At 37.5% G+C, this 18,299-nt stretch carries 16 protein-coding genes; 4 read left to right on the plus strand and 12 right to left on the minus strand.

What is annotated here, in order from left to right; translation table 11 throughout:
• Window positions 1-231 precede the first annotated feature (231 nt).
• Together LC418_RS03405 and LC418_RS03410 are read left to right on the plus strand one after the other, a co-directional pair.
• Window positions 232-3,108: a carboxypeptidase-like regulatory domain-containing protein gene (locus LC418_RS03405; RefSeq protein WP_223558107.1), complete on the plus strand. Its 2,877-nt coding sequence runs from the start codon at window positions 232-234 to the stop codon at window positions 3,106-3,108.
• A gap of 17 nt (window positions 3,109-3,125) precedes the next feature.
• On the plus strand, window positions 3,126-4,523 hold the full coding sequence (locus tag LC418_RS03410; RefSeq protein WP_223558108.1) for a M949_1556 family lipoprotein: 1,398 nt from the start codon (window positions 3,126-3,128) through the stop codon (window positions 4,521-4,523).
• Between the two features lie 334 nt (window positions 4,524-4,857).
• Here LC418_RS03410 and LC418_RS03415 read toward each other — a convergent pair whose 3' ends face one another.
• From LC418_RS03415 to LC418_RS03435, 5 genes are all read right to left on the minus strand, one after another.
• Complete coding sequence (locus tag LC418_RS03415; protein ID WP_223558109.1) at window positions 4,858-5,328, minus strand: DUF6702 family protein; 471 nt, start codon at window positions 5,326-5,328, stop codon at window positions 4,858-4,860.
• A gap of 58 nt (window positions 5,329-5,386) precedes the next feature.
• A complete protein-coding gene (locus LC418_RS03420; RefSeq protein ID WP_111958840.1) occupies window positions 5,387-6,139 on the minus strand; it encodes an LOG family protein in 753 nt (250 codons plus the stop codon).
• A 6-nt stretch (window positions 6,140-6,145) separates the two neighbouring features.
• A complete protein-coding gene (locus LC418_RS03425; RefSeq protein ID WP_111958842.1) occupies window positions 6,146-6,859 on the minus strand; it encodes a nucleotidyltransferase family protein in 714 nt (237 codons plus the stop codon).
• A gap of 75 nt (window positions 6,860-6,934) precedes the next feature.
• A complete protein-coding gene (locus LC418_RS03430) occupies window positions 6,935-7,351 on the minus strand; it encodes an RNase adapter RapZ (protein WP_223558110.1) in 417 nt (138 codons plus the stop codon).
• Window positions 7,352-7,442: 91 nt separating this feature from the next.
• On the minus strand, window positions 7,443-8,462 hold the full coding sequence (locus LC418_RS03435; RefSeq protein WP_223558111.1) for an aminoglycoside phosphotransferase family protein: 1,020 nt from the start codon (window positions 8,460-8,462) through the stop codon (window positions 7,443-7,445).
• Window positions 8,463-8,683: 221 nt separating this feature from the next.
• Here LC418_RS03435 and xrtF point away from each other — a divergent pair, with 221 nt between their 5' ends.
• Both xrtF and LC418_RS03445 read left to right on the plus strand, forming a co-directional pair.
• Entirely contained in the window at window positions 8,684-9,214 is a 531-nt protein-coding gene (xrtF, locus tag LC418_RS03440; RefSeq protein WP_223558112.1) for an exosortase family protein XrtF, read from the plus strand.
• On the plus strand, window positions 9,201-9,641 hold the full coding sequence (locus tag LC418_RS03445; RefSeq protein ID WP_223558113.1) for an exosortase F system-associated membrane protein: 441 nt from the start codon (window positions 9,201-9,203) through the stop codon (window positions 9,639-9,641). Before xrtF ends, LC418_RS03445 begins: the two co-directional genes overlap by 14 nt.
• A gap of 24 nt (window positions 9,642-9,665) precedes the next feature.
• Here LC418_RS03445 and LC418_RS03450 read toward each other — a convergent pair whose 3' ends face one another.
• The 7 genes from LC418_RS03450 to LC418_RS03480 form a co-directional block, all read right to left on the minus strand.
• Complete coding sequence (locus tag LC418_RS03450; protein ID WP_223558114.1) at window positions 9,666-10,667, minus strand: cation diffusion facilitator family transporter; 1,002 nt, start codon at window positions 10,665-10,667, stop codon at window positions 9,666-9,668.
• 53 nt (window positions 10,668-10,720) lie between these two features.
• Window positions 10,721-11,713: an aspartate-semialdehyde dehydrogenase gene (locus LC418_RS03455; protein ID WP_111958854.1), complete on the minus strand. Its 993-nt coding sequence runs from the start codon at window positions 11,711-11,713 to the stop codon at window positions 10,721-10,723.
• Between the two features lie 75 nt (window positions 11,714-11,788).
• Window positions 11,789-12,220 carry a hypothetical protein gene (locus LC418_RS03460; RefSeq protein WP_111958856.1) on the minus strand — a complete coding sequence of 144 codons (432 nt, stop codon included), beginning with the start codon at window positions 12,218-12,220 and terminating at the stop codon, window positions 11,789-11,791.
• Between the two features lie 84 nt (window positions 12,221-12,304).
• The gene (locus tag LC418_RS03465) at window positions 12,305-14,983 is read right to left on the minus strand and encodes a TonB-dependent receptor (protein ID WP_111958858.1); all 2,679 of its coding nucleotides are present in this window, start codon (window positions 14,981-14,983) and stop codon (window positions 12,305-12,307) included.
• Window positions 14,984-15,192: 209 nt separating this feature from the next.
• Window positions 15,193-16,053 carry a carboxylating nicotinate-nucleotide diphosphorylase gene (nadC, locus tag LC418_RS03470; protein WP_223558115.1) on the minus strand — a complete coding sequence of 287 codons (861 nt, stop codon included), beginning with the start codon at window positions 16,051-16,053 and terminating at the stop codon, window positions 15,193-15,195.
• Window positions 16,054-16,063: 10 nt separating this feature from the next.
• Window positions 16,064-17,635 (minus strand): L-aspartate oxidase, encoded by a 1,572-nt coding sequence (gene nadB, locus LC418_RS03475; protein ID WP_223558116.1) that lies wholly within the window; start codon window positions 17,633-17,635, stop codon window positions 16,064-16,066.
• A 30-nt stretch (window positions 17,636-17,665) separates the two neighbouring features.
• Window positions 17,666-18,292, minus strand: coding sequence for an NAD(P)H-dependent oxidoreductase (locus LC418_RS03480; RefSeq protein WP_223558117.1), 627 nt, complete (start codon window positions 18,290-18,292; stop codon window positions 17,666-17,668).
• Window positions 18,293-18,299: the final 7 nt, after the last annotated feature.

An 18,299-nucleotide genomic window follows, 5' to 3' on the forward strand; every position in this document is an offset into this window, starting at 1 on the left:
AAAATTATTTAAACCACAAATTTACCTTTTTTTAATTCACTCCATTTAAATATTTGTAAATTTAAAACAAGATAAAACAATTCTTTTATATAATGAATCTTAAAAGGTTGCAATGTTAAGAAAAAATATTGTTAAAAAAGTTGGAGATTCCAAATTTTGATTAAATTTGTGCCCCCAACTTTTAAACTGTTGAGAATTAAGAAGAAAAGTATTAAAAAAAATAATATACTCATGATTAAAAAACTATCATTAGTCTCTTTATTTACTTTACTTCCTGCTTCATTCTATTTTGCGCAGACTACTGTATTTGCGTATCTTAAGGATGCTGATGGAAAGCCTGTTGAAAGGGCAGAAGTAGATCTTAAAGGGAGCGAAAATGATGTAACGGCTGACAAAATTGGATACTTCCAGTTTGTAGACCTGCAGCCGGGCCATTATCAAATTATGATTACGAAACCAAACTTCGAAACCAAAATGATGGAGTTTGACGTAACCGATGAGAAAAGAAAGGATCTAGGGGTCATAACTCTATATTCTGCACTTACCAACGCAGATCAAGGATTAGCGATTATAGACAATGATGATGATGACAGCAACAGCAGCGGGCAAGCTTCTACAGTGGGATTATTACAATCTTCTCAGGATATTTTCAGCAGAATTGCTGCTTTTGATCTAGGATTTTACTGGTTCCGTCCGAGAGGAATTGATGGGAGAACAGGAGAATCTATGCTGAATGGTGTCTCAATGGTAAAATCTGATAATGGTAATGTTGACTTCAGCAATTGGGGTGGATTGAACGAGATCACGAGATATCCGGAGATCGCATCTAACCATTCTCCGTCTGAATACGCTTTTGGTGGAAACAGCTCTGTTGTTTATAAGAATACGAAAGCCAGTGAGTATAGAAAAGGATTCCAGTTTACACAGTCCTTGACTAACAGAAACTACAGAAACAGAACCTCTTTACGTTATACCTCAGGAATGAGTAAAAAAGGGTGGGCATTTACTGTAATGGGAGCCAGAAGATGGGCTGAGGAAGGAATTCAGGAAGGAACTTTCTACGATGCTTATGGTGCTTACCTGGGTATAGAAAAGAAATTCAGTGACAGCCATACGATAACATTCAATGCGATAGGTGCACCATATAGAAGATCTACAGCCAGTCCAAGTACTCAGGAAGTATATGACTACAGAGGTGTACATTACAACTCTTACTGGGGATGGCAGGATGGAGAAAAAAGGAGTGAAAGAGTTCGAAAAGGATTCCAGCCGCTTTTTCAGGTTCAGGATTTCTGGAAGATTAATAAAAATTCCAGCCTTTGGACAACTGCATCTTACCAGTTTGGAAAAGATAAAGGTTCGCGTTTGGACTGGAATGGGGTAACCAATCCGTCACCTACTTATTATAGAAACTTACCAAGTTACTATATCAACAGTATTATTTATAACTCCGTTAATAACACTGAAACTGATCCCATGCAGTATAACACGCTTTGGGATGCCTATAATACAAGCATGTCTAATTGGCAGAATGGAGATCCCAATGTTACTCAGATCAACTGGGGGCAGATCTATGCCAATAATCAAAAGAACGATGCTGCAGACCAGGCTGAAATGGCTCGTTTGTACGGATTATCAGGGAAACGTTCCAAGATATATCTTGTAGATGATGTAAGTGATGATAAGATCTTCAACGCAGGTACACACTACACGTACAACTTTAACGACCGTATAAAGTTTATCATGAACGTTTCTTATCAGAACTACAAATCTGAACTTTACCGTGAAATGAAAGACCTTTTAGGGGGTGATTATGCTATTGGTGTTGATCCGTTTAAAGAGTCTGCTAAACCTGGTTCTACAGGATTCTATAATACGTTGGATCCTAACGTTCAGTTGAGAGTGGGAGACCGTATGACTTATAATTATATTTTGAGAAGACAGGAAGCAAAAGTAAATCCGGGACTGAAATTCTCTACCGGTAATTTCGATGTATTTGTTTCTGCTATGGCAGGATATTCCACTTCAAACAGAGAAGGTCTTTTCAAGCATTATTTATATGAAAACTCTTACGGGAAAAGTAAAGATTACAATTTCTGGAACTTCGGTCTGAAAGGACAGATCGTTTATCGTATCAACGGACGTAATTTCTTAGTGTATAACGGAGCGATGTACAATCAGGCACCATTCCTGGAGGATTTGTTTATCAATCCTAGAATCAATGCCCTTGTTAATCCTAATATTAGGAGTACGGTTTACACGGCTAATGATTTAAGCTATGTTATCAATACACCTTTCCTTAAATTAAGAGCATCAGGATATATTGTAGATACACAGAATGAAACCAACGTACAGCGCTTCTTTGCAGACGGGATCCAGATGAGCAGCACCAATCCAGACGGATCTGTTTCTCAGGTACAGAGTGCATTCGTTACTCAGGTGATGTCTAATCTTGAGAAAAGAAATATGGGAGTGGAATTAGGTGTTGATCTAAAAGTTATTCCTACTTTATCTTTACAGGGACTTGCAAGTTTAGGACAGTATACGTACAGAAATAATCCGGAAGTTTATTTGGTTTCTGATGCATCAGGAAGCAGTGTGACTTCTTTCGGTAAAGCATATCTGAAAGATTATAAGCAGGGAGGTACTCCTCAGAGAGCTTTCTCATTAGGTTTCCGATATAACAATCCAAAATACTGGTGGGTAGGAGCCAACTGGAACTATTTCGATAATAATTATCTGGATCCGGCTCCGGCTTTGAGAACGAATAACTTTATTCAGAACCCATATTCAAGTACTCCTTATTTAGGTCTTACCGATGGTGATGTACGCGATATGCTGAAACCGGTAGAACTTCCTTCTGCATTTTTCCTGAATGCTAATGCAGGGAAATCATTCATGATTGGAAAGTATTATATATTATTGACCGCTTCTGTAAATAATATCCTGAACAACAGAAGATTCATCACAGGAGGTTTCGAACAGACAAGAGAAACAAAAGCTATGGATTTCGCTTATGATTATTATAGCCCTAAACCCTCTTTCGGACCGAAATACTGGTATACTCAGGGGCGTTCGTACTTCGTTAACTTACAATTCAGATTCTAATAAATAAAAAAATAACAATGAATAATTTCACTAACTTTTTCAAAACGGCATTTGTGGCAGTAGGTGTACTGTCTGCAGTGTCTTCTTGTGTAAAGAATGATGATTGGGAAACTCCTCCAATCGCTTGTTCAAATAAATTTGAGGCGCCTACCATTTCAATGGCTGATTTTGCAGCTCAGGCTCCTGCAACTGGATACAAATTAATTACAACAGATCAGATTTTCGACGGTTATATCGTTTCTTCTGATGCTCAGGGAAATTTTTATAAAACGATCTCCTTCCAGGATAAAACGGTAAACCCTACTGTGGGTCTTCAGATCGAAGTAGATAAAGCAAGTAACTTTGCAGACTTTCCGGTAGGGGCACATATCAGAATTAATGCTAAAGGATTACGTTTAGGGCTTGACAGAGGATCAATTAAACTTGGTTCTGAAGATCCGAATTTTGCCATTGGTAGAATTCCTCAGGCTCTTGTAGGAAGATATGTTTCCGGAGTTTGTGGTGGAAACGGATTGGATATCCAGACTATTATTCCAACAAAGCTTAATTCATTAAATGATGCAAAACAGGCTAATCTGATCAATACTTTAGTAACGGTGTCTGATGTGCAGTTCAATATAAGTGAAATTTTCCCGGTACAGAAAAAATATCTTGATTATGATGCAGGAGGCCAAGGCTTGGATACAGACAGAAATATTGAAGATAAATTAGGTGGTACTGCAGTAATCAGAAACTCAGGATTCTTCAAGAGTGGAGGAGAGCTTTTACCGAAAGGGAGCGGAACTGTTACTTTTGTGGTAAGCAGATACAATACAACATGGCAGATGCTGATCAGAAGCTTGTCCGATATTAATTTCACTGGAACAAGAGTAGATTCAACGCCGCCTAAAGGAGGTACTGAGATCACTTATTCAGGTTCTTTCCTTGAAAACTTTGAAAGTTACTCGCTGACTCCTGCTAACCTTGAAGTGTATCCTAAATATGTAAATGATGCGGTATTAGGAAACAGATACTGGCAGTTAAAAACTTTCAGCAACAATAAGTATATTCAGCTGGGAGCTAATTCAGGGTCTGGAAATTATTTGACCTATTTTGCGGTACCTGTTGATTTTACAGTTGCCAATACGTTGAAATTTGATGTAAATGTTGGATTCTGGAACGGTAATGCTTTAAAAGTATACTACACAACCAATTATACTCCACTTGGAGATATTACCGCAGCAACAAAAACAGATATTACATCTGCATTTACAATTCCACAAACCCCTGTTAGCGGGTACGGTACATTAACGCCTGCGGGAACTTATACTTTACCTGCCGGATTAACGGGTAATGGATTTATACTGTTTGAATATACCGGAGCATCAACTGGTGTTACAACGACTATTCAGTTAGATAATATTCAGGTTCAATAATTTAAATCTGATATTTTAAATACAGGCCGTCTTTCGCAGGACGGCCTTTTTTATGTTGTGATAAATGATAAGAGCAAATGCAAATGGAGAATTAATAAAAAAGCATGACATATCTGTAGCTTTTGATTTAATGATATTGAAAATGAATTTATTATGCTCGAGAAATATGATATCACAGATTGCTTAAGCGGATTCCCTTTTAAATATGCTAAGGGGTGATCCGGAATATGATTGAAAAGCCACATATGAAGAAGGTTTTAGATTGAGTTATATAAAACTGTAAAAACAAAAAACCACCGCAGATGCAGTGGTTCATATTTTAAAATTATTCTGTTTAGAAAGCAACTTCATTCACTTCCTTGCCTCGCTGGAAGTTCATTACTTTCTGGCTTCCTTTGTAAGCAACACTAACAATGTTGATCTGCTTAGGAAAAGCACTTAAAAGAATAGTGTTTTTAATTTTTAAGGTATTGATATCGGAAACACCACCGGTCTCAAAATATACCCATACAGTTTCTCCGCTTACCTGACTTCCGGTGAAAGTTATAGTTTTTGGAGAGCCATTGACGAACACATCAAAATTATTATTTACATATTTTTTTACTTCTGCTTCAAATCCTGCTGTATTAGGATTGATTTTAATAGCATCAGAAATATGGTTAGTATTCATTTTTGTGGTAAACTTCAATGTTTTGCTTCCATCTATATAATCAACTTTGGTCATTGAAGAGAAAAAGTCTACATACATAAAACTCATTAACACAAAAAATGTTAAAATTCCTGATATATATAAAAGTTTTTTCATCTTAATTAATAGATTTACAATCATTCTTGCTAATTATAGGTCACAAATAATATGCCAATTAAAAATTTACGTTCACAGAATATTTATCATAGAATGCCTTGATGTGTGCAACAGCCTCGTCAGCAGTGTCTACCACACGGTATAAGTCTAAATCATCTTCGGCAATCATTCCTTCTTTTAACAGTGTTGCTTTGAACCAATCCAATAATCCGCCCCAGAATTCACTTCCTACCAGAACAATCGGAAACTTGCCTATTTTATTGGTCTGAATCAGGGTCATTGCTTCCGTAAGCTCGTCCAGAGTACCAAATCCGCCCGGCATTACTACGAATCCCTGGGAATATTTTACAAACATAACCTTTCTTACAAAAAAGTAATCGAAGTTCATAGAATAGGATTTATTAATATACGGATTGAAATGCTGTTCAAACGGCAGATCAATATTGAGCCCGATGGATCTTCCCTGTGCATTAAAAGCGCCTTTATTTCCAGCTTCCATGATCCCTGGGCCGCCTCCGGTAATGATTCCGAAGCCCAGTTTGGTGATCTTTTCAGCAATTTCAACAGCCATTTCATAATACCTGCTTTCAGGCTTCAGTCTTGCAGAACCAAATATAGAAACGCATGGTCCTATCTTGGCCAGCTTTTCATATCCGTCCACAAATTCAGCCATTACTTTGAAAACCATCCAACTGTCTTTGGTGATGGTTTCGTCCCAGGTTTTCTGTCTGAGACTGTTGTGAAGTTTTGTTTCGTTAATATCAAGTGCAGGATTTACTAAACTTTCATCCCTGGTTCCATCCATTTCCATTGCAAATTATTTAAAATATTTTTCGGCTTCTATTACAGATTCCGGTCTTCCCACATCTATCAGAATGCTGTCATGTACAAATCCGTGGATATGCTCAGTCTGCATCAGGTCAAGATACTCCTCCATAACAGAAAACTTGCCGGTTCTCTTTATTTTTTCAAAGATAGCAGGGTTGATGCAGTGAACACCACTGAAGGCAAGAGCCTTAAAGCCTTTGTTGAATTCCGCAAGCCTCTGCTCTCCCGACTGTACATTAAGCCAGCCTCTCAAAACCATATCATCATTGAAAAGCAGCTTTCTGGAACTGTCTCTATCGGAAACCGCTAAAGTAGCGAAATCTTTTATCTTTTTATGATATTCAACGAGCGCATCAATATTGATATCCGTTAAAATATCAGCGTTCATGATTAGAAAATCTTCCCCGTGATCGAGGAATCTTCTAGCAAAAATCAAGCCGCCACCGGTTTCCAGCAGTTCGTCCCTTTCATCTGAGATTTCAATGCTGCAGCCGAAATTACTGTTTTTATTTAAAAATTCAACAATCTGATTTCCAAAATGATGGATATTGATCACAAAATCTTTTATTCCAAAGCCTTTAAGATAATTGATATTTCTTTCCAAAAGCGGTATGCCGTTTACCGGAGCCAGTGCTTTTGGATGGTGATCCGTAAATGGTTTTAGCCTTGTGCCTTTTCCGGCAGCGAAAATTAAAGCTTTCATATAGTCTAGGTAATGAGTGATACGTAATGAGTAATTTCAGGAATTGATGAAAAGTAAAATATTACTTATTGCTCATTATCCATTACTCATATTCAGGTGGTGCTGTTCGTCATGGTGGAGGCTTATTTCTATTCCTTCAGGATATTTTTCCCTGATGAATTCAGCAATCTTGATCGCAGAATACACGGATCTGTGTTGTCCGCCTGTACACCCGAAATTGATCTGCAGGTCTTCAAAACCTCTTTCCAGATAATTGTCAATATTAATTGAAATAATGGATTTTACCAGCTCGAGAAACTTAGGCATTTCGGTTTTTGTTTCAAGGTATTCCTGAACCCCGATATCATTTCCTGTTTGGATTTTGTATTCCTCAATTCTTCCTGGATTTAAAATTCCTCTGCAGTCGAAGGTAAAACCTCCGCCGTTTCCTGAATGGTCTTTAGGAATTCCTCCTTTTTTGTAAGAAAAACTGTGTATGTCGATGTGTAACATTATTCTTTATTTTTATTTAAACCATTAAGGCTTATTTAGTTTTATTGATAACCGGTTATCTGTAAGCTGTCGGCTTGATCGGAGTCGAAAGCTAGCTATTTAAAATGTAATTAATTTTCAATTTTGATTCTTCCGAAGACAGTTGTTCTATTACTTTTTTCAGTTCCGGATAATCCTGCATCTGTTCCCAGGATGCGGCAAACTGCGTGATATTGTGAATTCCTTTTTCAAGGCTGACTATAAAATGCTGTTTCCTTTGGATTAGCCCTCTGAAGCCATAGGCTCCAAGTACCTGCAGAAATCTCATCATCTGAATTGGTTTTACCGAATTTTTTAGTTTAGTTTTGATTTCTTCATTTTCAAACTGCATGATATAATAGTCAAGCATTTCATTTTTAAAATCTTCCGGAAAGTTGGCCTTGGCCTGGAAGAGGAAAGAAATCACATCATACATCAATGGCCCTTCCATCGCAGATTGGTAATCGATGAACGAAACTTTACGATCTTCATTGACCATAATATTCCTTGCCTGAAAATCGCGGATCATCATTCCTTTGGGTTCAAGACTTTCAATAAGCTGGGCAATATGTTTAAATTCTTTCAATAAAACAGATTTACTGTATTCGAGCTCCAGAATATCAGCTACAAAATTTTTAAAATAATACAGATCATGAATCACGGGAAGCTCGTCATACCTTTCGTATTCAAACGTTTTTGAAAAATCAATTTTCGCCTGGGTCCGGATTTGGAGCTGGAAAAGCTTTTCTAATGTTTGCTTTACCAATGTTCTTACGTTATCGGAAAGTCCTTCTGTTGTAATAACATCTGAAAGAGTTTGTTCTCCTAGAAATTCCTGTATATACATCTTTTTGTCGTCTGAAACAGCAAAAATATTGGGTGTGTTGAGGTCAAGCTCTGAGAAGATTTCAGAATAATAAAGGAAGCTTTCGTTTTCTGCGGTATTTTCATTGCTGGTGACAATGTATTTTCTGGTGTTGGATTTAGCCAGGAAATTTATTCTCGCAGAACCACTTTGAGCCAGTGTAACGAACTCAGAAGATGGTTCACCCAGATAATTTTCAAAAAATCGTTTTGCGTTTTCGGAAGTCATAATATGGAAACAAATATACTAATTTAATGGGAGTTTGATTGTTTTGATTGTTTTGGCTGTTTGAGGGTTTGAGATATTAGAGCTGGAGTAGGATTATCAGTGGATTTGGAGCTCTGGATGGTGATTGAGACTTGATGTTAGTTAAGTTATTTTGTAAAATCTAACGTCTGATATCAAATATTTATTAACCTAAGTTTCAGTCTAATTTCTATCTTTGTATCATGTTAAAGGATTTTAAACCGGTTTTAAACATTTTGCTGAGGTTCATCGTCATCTACCTGGTGCTGCTTCTAGGGTATCAGTTTTATCTGAACAGCGGTAAAGAAAGTGGGCTGGATCCTTTTTCCCGGATGATTGCTGATCAGGTTGCCGCCGTTCAAAAGACTATAGGGTTTCCTACATTGCTTTATGATGATGTAAAAAATGAACAGGTTTGGTTTTATGTAAAGAAAAACTATGTGACAAGAATGGTGGAGGGATGTAATGCTGTTTCCGTCATGATCTTGTTTATAGCTTTCGTTTTTGCATTTTATAAAGGTGCTAAAACATATATTTTCGCATTGGCTGGGCTTGTTTTGCTTTACATTATGAACCTTCTGCGAATCATGGGACTAAATATCGTTATGGTAGATCATCCGGAATATGGAAAAATATTCCATGATTTTATTTTTCCAGCAGTTATTTATGGGACTGTTGTGGTTCTGTGGCTGGTTTGGATTAAATTCTTTGCTTTGAAAAATGAAAATTCTTAACTGGCTTCTGGTGATAGCGGGAATCTGCGGTCTTATAAGCGTACGGATGCTTGAAGACAAAATTTTTTATGACCCTTTTCTCGAATATTTTCATGAAGCGATTAAAAATATTGCATTTCCCCAGTTTGAATGGGGGAAATTAATTGCAGGACATCTTTTCAGGTTTATGCTTAATCTTGCCTTTTCGTGCCTGATCATTCAATGTCTTTTTAAAAACCGCCAGTGGACGGCACAGGGAGCATTGCTGATTACCATTATTTTTGTGATTACTTTTCCTATTTATCTTTACTGTATACATGATAAGTTCGAGATAGGATATCTTTTCTCTTTTTATATGAGAAGGTTTGTCATCCAGCCGCTGGCTTTGCTTTTGATTGTTCCGATGTTTTATTATAGAAAACAATTAATGGAAAGAGCAGATAAATAAATCTGACAAATTTATTATTACAGGCTAATCTGCAGTATGTTTATCCACACTGGTGACATTTTCAGGAGTCCACTGTACTCTCTTTACAAAATCTTTTTCGCGGACAGGGCAGTCTTTTATCTGGCATACAGGGCATGATACTGTTTTGCAGTCATCCATATGGAAATTAAATTCTACGCTTCTTTTTGTATTTTTAGCTAAAAGAATAATCATTTTTTCCATTTCATTGTGCGCTTCCCGAAGGCTGTAGTACCAAGGTAAGGTAATATGGGCATCAATATGGAGATTGGCTCCGAATTGCTGAATTTTCATATTGTGGACATCGATCCATTCTATTCTTCTGTTCTCTTCGAGTACTCTGATAATCTGGTTCAAAAGATCAGGATCCTGTTCATCCATAATACCGCTTAAAGATTTTCTTACGATTTTATAGCCTACGTAGATGATGTAAAGTCCAAAAATAAGGGCTACAACTGAATCCAGCCAGTAGATTTTAGTGAAGTAAACAATCATTAAGCTTATTACGACACCCAATGTCGTGATGGTATCGGATTGAAGATGTTTCCCTGATGATACAAGAACCAGCGAGTTTTCTGCCTGCCCTTTTTTAATGGAAATATATCCCAGGAGATAATTAACAATAGCGGTTGCAGCAATGATCCATATTCCCATATCTATTTTGCTCAGGGTTTTCCCTACAATAAGGCTATTGACGCCTTCATAGATGATCATAATACCGGCAATGGCGACTAAAGCCCCTTCGATACCGGATGTTACAAATTCTACTTTTCCGTGGCCGTATGGGTGGTCCTCGTCTCTAGGTTTTGCGGCAAGATGAAGGGAGTAGAGCCCCATAAATGCACTGATGACATTGACGATGCTTTCCATGGCATCAGAAAACACGGCATCGGAATTGGTGAGCTTCCAGGCAATAATCTTTCCTATGAATAGAATGACCCCGAAAGCAGCAATCAGCTTTTGGAATCCTATTTTGTCTTTGCGGGTAATGGTTTTTTTATTTTCCATAGTTTGATAAAAAAAAGAATCTCAATTCTGAGACTCTTTTTTATTTTGTTAGTTTAAACTAAGTTGTTGGCTGCTAAGTATTCTGCAATCTGTACAGCGTTCGTTGCGGCTCCTTTTCGCAGATTGTCTGCCACGATCCAGAGATTCAGCGTTTTGGGCTGTGAAAGATCCCGTCTTATCCTGCCGACGAAAACTTCGTCTTTCCCTTCGGAGTACAGCGGCATTGGATATTCGTTGTTTTTCACGTTGTCCATTACCACTACGCCTGGTGTCTCGGATAATATCTTTCTTACTTCGTCAAGGTCAAACTCGTTTTCAAATTCAATATTTACACTTTCTGAGTGTCCTCCCTGAACAGGAACTCTCACTGCAGTTGCTGTAAGATTAAATGTATCATCACCTAAAATTTTCTTAGGTTCTTTCATCAATTTGATCTCCTCTTTCGTGTAGTCATCATCGCTGAATACGTCACAGTGAGGAAGAGCATTTTTGAAAATCTGATAAGGATATACTTTGGCAACGCTGTCATCTCCGCTTATTTCAGCATTGAGCTGATCCACGGCAGCTTTTCCTGTTCCCGTTACAGACTGGTAGGTAGAAACAACCACTCTTTTCAGGTCATATTTTTTATTCAGTGGCCCCAGAACCATTACCAACTGAATGGTAGAGCAGTTAGGATTGGCAATGATCTTATCTTCTTTGGTTAAAACATTAGCATTGATCTCCGGAACAACCAGTTTTTTGGTAGGGTCCATTCTCCATGCTGAAGAATTGTCAATCACTGTGGTGCCAGCTTCCGCAAAAAGAGGGGCGAATTCAAGAGAAGTGTCTCCTCCGGCAGAAAAAATAGCAATATCCGGTTTGGCAGCTATAGCGTCCTTCATGCTTACGATGGTAAATTCTTCCTGTTTATACTTCACCTTCTTACCTACAGATCTTTCGGATGCCACCGGAATTAATTCTGTTACAGGGAAGTTTCTCTCCTCCAAAACTTTAAGCATAACTTGTCCAACCATTCCTGTTGAACCGACTACAGCTACTTTCATTGATTTAATTAAAAAATTTAAGGTTAAACTATTACAAAGTTATAACTCATCATTGATAACTTATTATTTTATGTTTTAAGCCCCAAAGACTCTCGTCCAAGGGAAGGCAAATGCAAATAAACCTGCAGCGATAAGACCCATGATCACAATACCTAAAGAAATCGTGTCATTGGACTTCACTTTTTTGTTGATGATGGTCATCAATACAGCTGCAATCAGCATAGAAAATGGGTGCTCCACATACTGGAATCTTAAATCGGCATTTTTCATTACTGATCCCATATCCAATCCTTTTGTGAAGTTGATCACCAGCATGACGATCCCTATTAAAAACTGAACATGGAAGAAAATCATCGTAAAGAGAGTCGTCTTCTTTAAAAATTTGTTCACTTTACCACTGAAGCCAAACATTGTGGCTAAAAGGGCAATAATAAATAATGAGACCAAAAGAAGTTCAAGATACCCGAATCCTTTGTGTGCATTAAGCAAAATCTTGTAAAAATCCATATTCAATTTTTTGTACACAAATATAGCAAAAATCCCGGCGAAAAGCCGGGATTGATATTTATAAAATCTAATATTGTGATCTTATTAGAATCTGTAAGAAAGTGAAGCTGACCAAGTTCTTCCGAATCCGAAATAAACGTTGTTGCTAACATCCAAACCTTTGTAGAAGTTATTTGGATTTGCGTTGTAAGCATCTAATTGCTGTTGAGCAGTCTGCCCACCCGCAATATCTTTATAATCAGATATTGTTTTTTTGTTAGATGATCTTAAATCTGAAATGTATGTAGTGTCAAATAAGTTGTAAACATTTGCAGATAAAATCAATCTCTGTCCATTTTTCAGATCAAATGTATAAGATGCTCCAACATCAGTGAGGTTATAAGAAGGTGCTTTTAAAGAACCTTTTTCTGCTCTGGCTGCAGGAATTTGTCCATTTTCTCCAATGATAAAGCCACTGTTGATACTAAATGTTCCATAAAGGTTGTCATAATATCTCCAAGTTCCGTAAATATCAAGGTTTTTAACTGGTTTCACAGTAGCTCCAATAGCTGCTGTGGTTTGCGCAGCATCAGATACTTTAAGACCATCTAAAGCTAATGTAACCTCGTTTTTTCCGTTTGAGCCAACAATAGGAGCTCCGTTTTCATCAACTAAAAGACCTGTAGGATTGTTTTTATATTTCCAGTTTCCTATAGATAACATTCCGTTAAATTCTAAAAAGTTCAAAGGCTTGTAGAATAATTCTAGCTCAGCACCCATATGCACCTGCTTTACACCATTTAAGCTAACAGTTGCTCTTTCCAAACCATAAATAGTAAGGTTTGTAAGACGAACGAATCTGTCATCCCAAGAAGTATAATATAAGTTAAGGTTTGCTCTTAATTTGGAAGATCTGAAACCGTAACCAAATTCTGCAGAAGCAATTTTTTCATTCTGAAGATCTTTATTTACAACTTGTAGGTTACCTGTTTGTCTTCCGTCTGAAACAGAATAAGGATAAACTCCGAAGAAGTTTGGCTGTTTAGAATAATAACCCGCGTTTACAAATACGTTATGATTATCATTGATATTATAATTAACACCTGCTTTTACATTATAACCAAACAGATATTTCATCTCTGTTTTTGTATTTACCTTTTCTCCTAATTGTTCGGTAACACCATCTATAATCCAGTTGTCAATTCTTGAGAACCCTTGTTCGGAAGCAGAACCCTGTACAAATGCTGAAAGATTGTCCTTAGAATACTCTAATTGTCCAAAAACTCCACCCCAAAGAACTTCTCCGTTATAGTTTCTGTATACAATTTGGTCTTTATCTTTTATAGCTTTAATGAATGGGTTAGCAGAAGGTGCTGCATTGTAAACAAGGTTTACATCCATATTAGGATTATTCTTGTTGTCTTTTTCAATAAATTTGTTATTTCCCCAAAGATCGGTTAAAACTCCCGGGTGATAACCGTAGTAATATCTTCCATCTAGACCAACTGAAAAATTAAAATTATCATTGATTTTATGTTGGAAATTGGTAAGGAATCCGTACCAATCGTGAGAGTTTACTGAAGCTCTTCTTACTAGACCATTCGTTCTTTGTGCAATTCCTGGCGTTGCATTAACTTTATTGATTGGAGCTGCAGGATTTGATGGGTTCCATAATACTGATTGTCCTTGGTTCCACGCAACAATGTCATCAAAACGGATTAAACCATCTTGAGTTTTCGGAAGGCTGTTTATACTTGTTCCATTAATGGATCCGATAACTCCGGTCCCTCCTCCACGTCCCCAAGAAGCATAAACAACAGTTGATAATTTAGATTTTTCGCTCATTGTCCAATCCCAGTTGATGGATGCAACAGGCTTACTATAATAATTTACAGATTGAGAATATTGTCTTCCATTCAAATATCCCCAGTTAGAATTATATTTTCTGTTTGGCTCATCCCCAAAAACCTTATCCAATTTACCATCACCCATATCTAAATATGTAGCAATACTTCCGTTAAAGTTTTGGTTGTGCCATTGAGGAGCCCCAGTAAACGTGAATTGGAAATCATGCTTTTTATTTGGCTGCCATCCAAGAGCAAAATAATAGTTGTATGCTTCAAAATCAGAACCATCTATATATGTTGCACCAGCAGTTCTTGCCATTAAGAATGAAGTAGACCACCCGTTTGCAGATTTACCAGTATTGTATGAAAATAATGTTTTCAGGTATCCGTCATTACCAAGACCTAAAGTTACATTACCCTCTTTCTTTTTATCAGCAGCTCTTGTAATAACGTTAATGGTTCCTCCAATAGATGCAATAGCTAATTTAGATGATCCTAAACCTCTTTGAACCTGCATAGCAGAAGTAACATCTGATAAACCAAGCCAGTTTGACCAGTATACTGTTCCTCCTTCCATATCGTTTACAGGAACACCGTTAATCATTACTGCGGTGTTATTAGTATCAAAACCACGAATGTTAACACGGCCATCACCGAAACCACCACCACCTTTTGTAGCATAGATAGAAGGAGTAGAATTTAAGATTTCCGGGAATTCCTGATTTCCTAATCGTTGTACAATTTGTGCTTCCTTAATGGTTGAAACTGCTACCGGTGTTTTTCTATCTTTAGCAATATCAGCAACACCAGTGATTACAACTTGTTCAATGTCATTGGATTTGGTTTTCACCGTATCCTGAACTTCTTGAGCATAATAAACACTTGCTGTAGATAATGTAATTACTACAGATAGCATCGATTTGTTGATTAATTTCATAATCGTTAGTAATAGTTAGATTTAATTTTCTGCAAAATTCGCGAAATAAAATTTAACTAATATTAACTGTATGTTAATTTTTACTCAATCTTAATAAGATTTAACTTATTGATTTTCAGATTCATAAATAAAAATTGAATTTTTACATGAAAAAAATCATATTATTGAGTTTTTAACAAATAGGGGCTGTTTTTATTAAAAATATAACGCTATTTCACGGCTTTGAGACTCAAATCAATATTTTCAGCCGAATGGGTAAGGGCACCGGCAGAGATATAAGTGACCCCGGTAGATGCAATTTCTTTTAACATATCACGGGTAATTCCACCTGAGGCTTCAGACTCACAAGAGCCGTTAATCATTTCTACTGCCTGCTTCATCATAGATACGCTCATATTGTCGAGCATGATTCTGTCTACTTTTGCTTTGATGGCTTCTTTTACCTCTTCAAGGTTTCTTGTCTCAACTTCGATCTTTAATTTTTTCTTAGCATTTTTAACATAATCTTTTGCCATTTTTACGGCATTCGTAATACTCCCATTATAATCGATGTGGTTATCTTTCAGCATGATCATGTCATAGAGTCCATATCTGTGATTAGTTCCGCCACCTATAGCAACGGCCCATTTTTCACATACTCTGAAGTTAGGAGTTGTTTTTCGGGTATCTAAAAGTTTTGTTTTTGTTCCTACCAATCGCGAATCCCAGTCGTGGGTAAGGGTAGCAATACCGCTCATTCTCTGCATGCAGTTCAGAATAAGTCTTTCGGTGGAAAGAATAGATCTTGCGCTGCCGGTTACTATTAAAGCTACATCACCAACTTTCGCTGCTTTTCCATCTTTAATGAAAATTTCAACTTTCAGATCTTTATCAAAAGTTTTAAAAATAATTTCCGCCAACTCAACACCTGCCAAAATACAGTCCTGCTTTACCAGAAGTTTGGCACTCTGCTTCAGGTCCTTTGGAATTGTGGAAAGGGTAGAGTGGTCACCATCCTGAATGTCTTCTTCCAGGGCGTTTTTGATGAATGATTTTAATACTTTATCTGTAGCGTAAGCTGGTCTTTTCATTATGTATGTTTTAAGCTAAGTCTTTATTATAAAATGCCCCTTTATTTTCAGTCATTTCCATAGATTGGGTAATGATGAGGTGGGCAACGGTTGTCAGATTTCTTAATTCAGATAGTTGTGGCGAAAGAATAGAATAGTGGTAAATCTCGTCCACGGCTGCTGCAATCTCCTGATGCTTCTGTAAGGCCATGTTAAGACGTCTGTTGCTTCTTACGATACCTACCAGATCGCTCATCATTTCCTGAAGCTGTTTTCTGAGGTAGCTTATGATCACCATTTCGTCCATGATTTTCATTCCTTCCTCATTCCATTCCGGAACGGCTTTAAGATCATCGAAGTTGAAGTTATTTTCATTGAGGAGAGCAACTGTTTTTATAGCGGCATTATGTCCGAAAACCAAGCCTTCCAATAATGAGTTTGATGCAAGTCTGTTCGCACCATGCAATCCGGAATTGGTACATTCTCCTACTGCAAAAAGATTACGGATGGAAGACTGACCGTCCCTGTCGACTTCAATACCGCCCATCAGATAATGGCATGCCGGTACTATAGGAATCAATTGGATAAAAGGATCAATTCCTTCTTCTTTACATTTTTTATAAATATTCGGGAAATGTTCCAGGAATTTTTCATGATCCATATCGCGGCAGTCAAGACCGGCAAATTCATCACCTGAGATCTTCATTTCATTATCAATGGCTCGGGCTACAATATCTCTTGAGGCTAATTCTTCACGCACATCATATTTATGCATGAACTTTTCACCGTTTTTGGTTCTTAATTTAGCACCATCTCCCCGGACTGCTTCAGAAATCAGGAAAAGCATTCCGTTGATCTTGCTATACAGAGCCGTTGGATGGAACTGGTAGTACTGCATATTGGAAACTTTGCCCTTTGCGCGGGCTACAAAAGCAATTCCGTCACCGGTAGCAATGGTAGGATTTGTTGTGTTTTTATAAACATGTCCCGCACCTCCTGTAGCAACCAATGTTATTTTGGAAGTGATCTTTTTGATCTTTTTTGATTTTTCATCAAGAATATAGGCGCCGTAACAGTTGATATCACCTTCGCTTACTGCCTTTCCTGGAACATGATGCTGGGTGATGATATCAATAACATAATGATGGTCGAGGATCTCAATATTCGGGCTGCTGTTGGCTGTTGCTAGAAGAGCTCTTTCGATCTCGAATCCGGTAATATCTTTATGGTGTACGATTCGGTTTTCCGTGTGGCCGCCTTCTCTTCCCAAGGCAAACTCTCCATTTTTCATATCGAAATTAGCGCCCCATTCTACAATTTCGTTGAATCTTGTGGGAGCTTCCCTTACGACCATTTCTACAACGTCTCGTTTGTTTTCCCCATCTCCGGCACGCATGGTGTCTTCGATATGCTTTTCGAAATTATCGTTTTTAAAGTCGGTGACTACGGCCAGTCCGCCCTGTGCGTATTTGGTATTGCTTTCGTCTTCGTCGGATTTTGTTACGATGATGATCTTGGCATCAGGGAGTTGTTCAGAAACTTTAATGGCATAGGAAAGTCCCGAGATGCCGGAACCAATTACTAATACATCCGCTTTTATCATATGCTTGCTTTAGGTACGATCGTTTAAATATTAAATAAATTTAAACAATTTTTCGTTTGGTTTTCTTACTTTTTTCATGTGTTGAAAATGATCTTCCTGAGAACGGTAGCCTAAAGCCAGAGTGACAGTTACTTTTTCTGTTTCAGAATTGATGTTGAGAATTTCCTCTATCATCTCCTGCCGGAAGCCTTCCATAGGACAGGAATCTATATTTTCAATAGCGGCGGTATACATTAGATTGGCAAGTACGATATAAGACTGCTTTTCTGCCCAGTTGAAAATTTCATCCTGTGTTTTTTGGGTAATATGTTGGTTAATACTTTTTCTGAAAAGGTCGAGTTTCTCAACAGGAGTTTCCCTTACCTCAGAAATATGATTAAAATAACCGTGAATATAGCTTTCCTCAATAGTTTTCTTCGAAATGATAACAATAAGGTGCGAGCAGGTAGAAATCTGTGAGGGATTATAGAAAGCCGGAATTAATTTCTGCTTCATTTCCTCGCTTTCAACTACCAGTATTTTGTATGGCTGAAGCCCAAGTGAACTGGCAGACAACTTTCCTGACTCTAGAATATTGTGCAGGATGTCCTGGGGAATAATCTCATGATTAAATTTCTTCACAGAATATCTTCTGCTTAAAGCTTCCAAATAATTCATAGGGCAA

The organism is Chryseobacterium lathyri, assembly GCF_019970085.1.
GTDB classification, from domain to species: domain Bacteria; phylum Bacteroidota; class Bacteroidia; order Flavobacteriales; family Weeksellaceae; genus Chryseobacterium; species Chryseobacterium lathyri.

Coding starts and splice junctions, on each gene's coding strand:
- LC418_RS03405 (WP_223558107.1), top strand. CDS start 232: ATGATTAAAAAACTATCATTAGTCTCTTTATTTACTTTACTTCCTGCT.
- LC418_RS03425 (WP_111958842.1), bottom strand. CDS start 6,859: ATGAAAGCTTTAATTTTCGCTGCCGGAAAAGGCACAAGGCTAAAACCA.
- nadC (WP_223558115.1), bottom strand. CDS start 16,053: ATGAAAAGACCAGCTTACGCTACAGATAAAGTATTAAAATCATTCATC.
- LC418_RS03415 (WP_223558109.1), bottom strand. CDS start 5,328: ATGAAAAAACTTTTATATATATCAGGAATTTTAACATTTTTTGTGTTA.
- LC418_RS03410 (WP_223558108.1), top strand. CDS start 3,126: ATGAATAATTTCACTAACTTTTTCAAAACGGCATTTGTGGCAGTAGGT.
- LC418_RS03465 (WP_111958858.1), bottom strand. CDS start 14,983: ATGAAATTAATCAACAAATCGATGCTATCTGTAGTAATTACATTATCT.
- LC418_RS03460 (WP_111958856.1), bottom strand. CDS start 12,220: ATGGATTTTTACAAGATTTTGCTTAATGCACACAAAGGATTCGGGTAT.
- LC418_RS03445 (WP_223558113.1), top strand. CDS start 9,201: ATGAAAATTCTTAACTGGCTTCTGGTGATAGCGGGAATCTGCGGTCTT.
- LC418_RS03420 (WP_111958840.1), bottom strand. CDS start 6,139: ATGGAAATGGATGGAACCAGGGATGAAAGTTTAGTAAATCCTGCACTT.
- LC418_RS03480 (WP_223558117.1), bottom strand. CDS start 18,292: ATGAATTATTTGGAAGCTTTAAGCAGAAGATATTCTGTGAAGAAATTT.
- nadB (WP_223558116.1), bottom strand. CDS start 17,635: ATGATAAAAGCGGATGTATTAGTAATTGGTTCCGGCATCTCGGGACTT.
- LC418_RS03450 (WP_223558114.1), bottom strand. CDS start 10,667: ATGGAAAATAAAAAAACCATTACCCGCAAAGACAAAATAGGATTCCAA.
- LC418_RS03430 (WP_223558110.1), bottom strand. CDS start 7,351: ATGTTACACATCGACATACACAGTTTTTCTTACAAAAAAGGAGGAATT.
- LC418_RS03455 (WP_111958854.1), bottom strand. CDS start 11,713: ATGAAAGTAGCTGTAGTCGGTTCAACAGGAATGGTTGGACAAGTTATG.
- xrtF (WP_223558112.1), top strand. CDS start 8,684: ATGTTAAAGGATTTTAAACCGGTTTTAAACATTTTGCTGAGGTTCATC.
- LC418_RS03435 (WP_223558111.1), bottom strand. CDS start 8,462: ATGACTTCCGAAAACGCAAAACGATTTTTTGAAAATTATCTGGGTGAA.